The sequence below is a fragment of the Edwardsiella hoshinae NBRC 105699 = ATCC 33379 genome, assembly GCF_000474215.1.
GTDB classification, from domain to species: Bacteria; Pseudomonadota; Gammaproteobacteria; order Enterobacterales; family Enterobacteriaceae; genus Edwardsiella; species Edwardsiella hoshinae.
Genome location: NZ_BAUC01000058.1, coordinates 1 through 1,956 on the forward strand (window position 1 = coordinate 1; position 1,956 = coordinate 1,956).

The following is a 1,956-nucleotide window of genomic DNA, read 5'->3' on the forward strand; positions in this document are numbered from 1 at the left end:
CTGCACAATCAACCAGCACGGCGGCATTATCCCGGCCACTTAGCGACAGCATCAAACCGCGCCGGGAGACCTCCCGCTGCACGCTATCGATTCGCCCGGACAAGATCACATCATCCCCCATCAGCATCCGTATGGGCGCGCCCCGAACGGCATCGGCAGGGAATACCCCAGAGGGGAGTCCCAGGCCAAGCTGCCAACCATCCGCCGGCTTTAGAAAATCTGAGTCGATTCGGTAGCGTTGCCAGGTGCTGTACGCCTTACCCGCGAGCAGTAACGTGATTTTGTCGTCATTGGCTGTAGGCATTCAGTTTGTCTCCCGCTTTGATGGCATTCGGATCGGTCAATCGGGGATTGAGACGCAGCAGCTCGGCGGCGCGCCGGTAATCCCCGTACCAGGCGTGCGCCAGTAAGTGCAGATTGGCGTCCTGGGCGACGGTGCGGATAATCAGGGGAGGATGGCGGCTGATTTCTTGTTCAGCCAGTATTTGCACTCCGAGTGCAACAGATTTGAGCTGCTCATTAACGCCTGGCCATAGTAGACCTCGCCCCTCGGGATCGTCACTCACATGCACGGTAAACTCCCGATAGGTATCGCGGTTTAAATCCAGGGCGGCCTGGATGTATCGCCGAACCTGATTAGTCATTTGTTCAATGTGTTCGGGCGTCAATATGCTAGCCGCCTCATCCGTCAGAATATCGGTCAGTATCTCCGTCGCACGCATTGCGGCAACCGTGGTATGCAGAGTAGCAACGTCAGTGACGTCGGCCAGTTTGGCTGCCTCGGGGATGGGCACCGCTGCCGTGATATTACGGTTAATCAGTGCCGAGGGGAGCGTTATCACCTGATCCAGTACGCCGCAATCACTCGTCCAGGCAGATAGGATCGGCGTAGGGTCTTGAATGGGGCTTTGTGAGCCATTTAATGCCGGTTTACTGCCGGTTAAACGTAACAGCGGCTCACCGGGTGTTGACGCACCCTGTGGGGTGAACTGCACCAGGGTATCCCCATACATCACGCCGGCTGAGTTCCCTGTGCGTTGGCGATGTTGCTTGTCCAGGATGGTGCTTGTGGCCAGGGTGCGCAGCTCCAGAACGGCACGCAGGTCATTGACATAACGCGCCGGGAACGCCAGATAGTCAGCCGAATCAGTAAAGACACCTTTCACACCGCTACGCATGATCGTCAAGGTATTGAGCATGGTAGAGAGCGCGGCTTTCCCCTTGGTGAGCAGTCGCTTGGTTTTCTGCACTGGCGACATTGCCGCATCATACAGTGCTGTCGCTTTGCCTTGCAGCTCATCCAGCGTATTGAAAAGCGCATCCCCCCATTGGGCAGGCTTGACCACTGCTTGCGCGGCCGTCCCGGTACTCGACTCCAGGAAAACCAGCTCAACGGTGCAATAGTCCGGCTGCTCCGCATCGTGGGAGACCTGGCATTCGATAAGCTGGGCTTTGGGAATAGAGCCATAAACCGGGTGGATCAACTCACCCGCGCCCGCCTTATCCAGTACCGCCAGGAAGTTTTGTAGCCGGGTATCATAATCCTCTCCCCAAAAAAGGCCGTGAGCCGGATGTTGCGCGCCTTACGCCCCAGGTCATGCACATCAGCCCCATCAATAAACGGGTATTCATGATCGGCATGATCTCTACCATGAGACGTAGACTCTCTCAGCACATCAAAGCGCACACCTTTAAACGAGGCATCCTGTAACGTGTCCTGCCAACTCATCCCCGGACTCCCTCCTGTGCGTTAATCTGGTTGACGATCTCCGCCAACGTGCGGCCATCAACCTCCAGGCGGATCACCTGGGGAGCGGCGGCGCTAGGCGTTGGTGAGGCGGTTGTCTGTGAGGCTCCGCCTTTGGCTTGAGGGGGCTGTGTAGCGGCAATAACCTGTTGTGGATGGATCTGATCATCTCGGATAGGATGGCCGGTCAGTCGTTTCCACTGTGCTTT

Annotated in this window: 3 protein-coding genes and 1 pseudogene; all 4 read right to left on the reverse strand. The window is 57.2% G+C overall.

Annotated features, from left to right (window positions below):
* A partial coding sequence (locus tag EHO01S_RS17790; protein WP_035370895.1) for a phage baseplate assembly protein occupies window positions 1-304 on the reverse strand: 304 nt, incomplete at its 3' end.
* Window positions 288-1,484, reverse strand: a complete 1,197-nt coding sequence (locus tag EHO01S_RS19360) for a hypothetical protein (protein ID WP_051355236.1) — start codon at window positions 1,482-1,484, stop codon at window positions 288-290. The genes EHO01S_RS17790 and EHO01S_RS19360, both read right to left, overlap by 17 nt.
* Before the next feature lie 33 nt (window positions 1,485-1,517).
* Window positions 1,518-1,729 (reverse strand): annotated as a pseudogene (locus tag EHO01S_RS18755) (DNA circularization N-terminal domain-containing protein); the annotation flags it as partial.
* The coding region (locus EHO01S_RS19050; RefSeq protein WP_035370897.1) for a hypothetical protein at window positions 1,726-1,956 on the reverse strand (231 nt) is incomplete at its 5' end. The pseudogene EHO01S_RS18755 and the gene EHO01S_RS19050, both read right to left, overlap by 4 nt.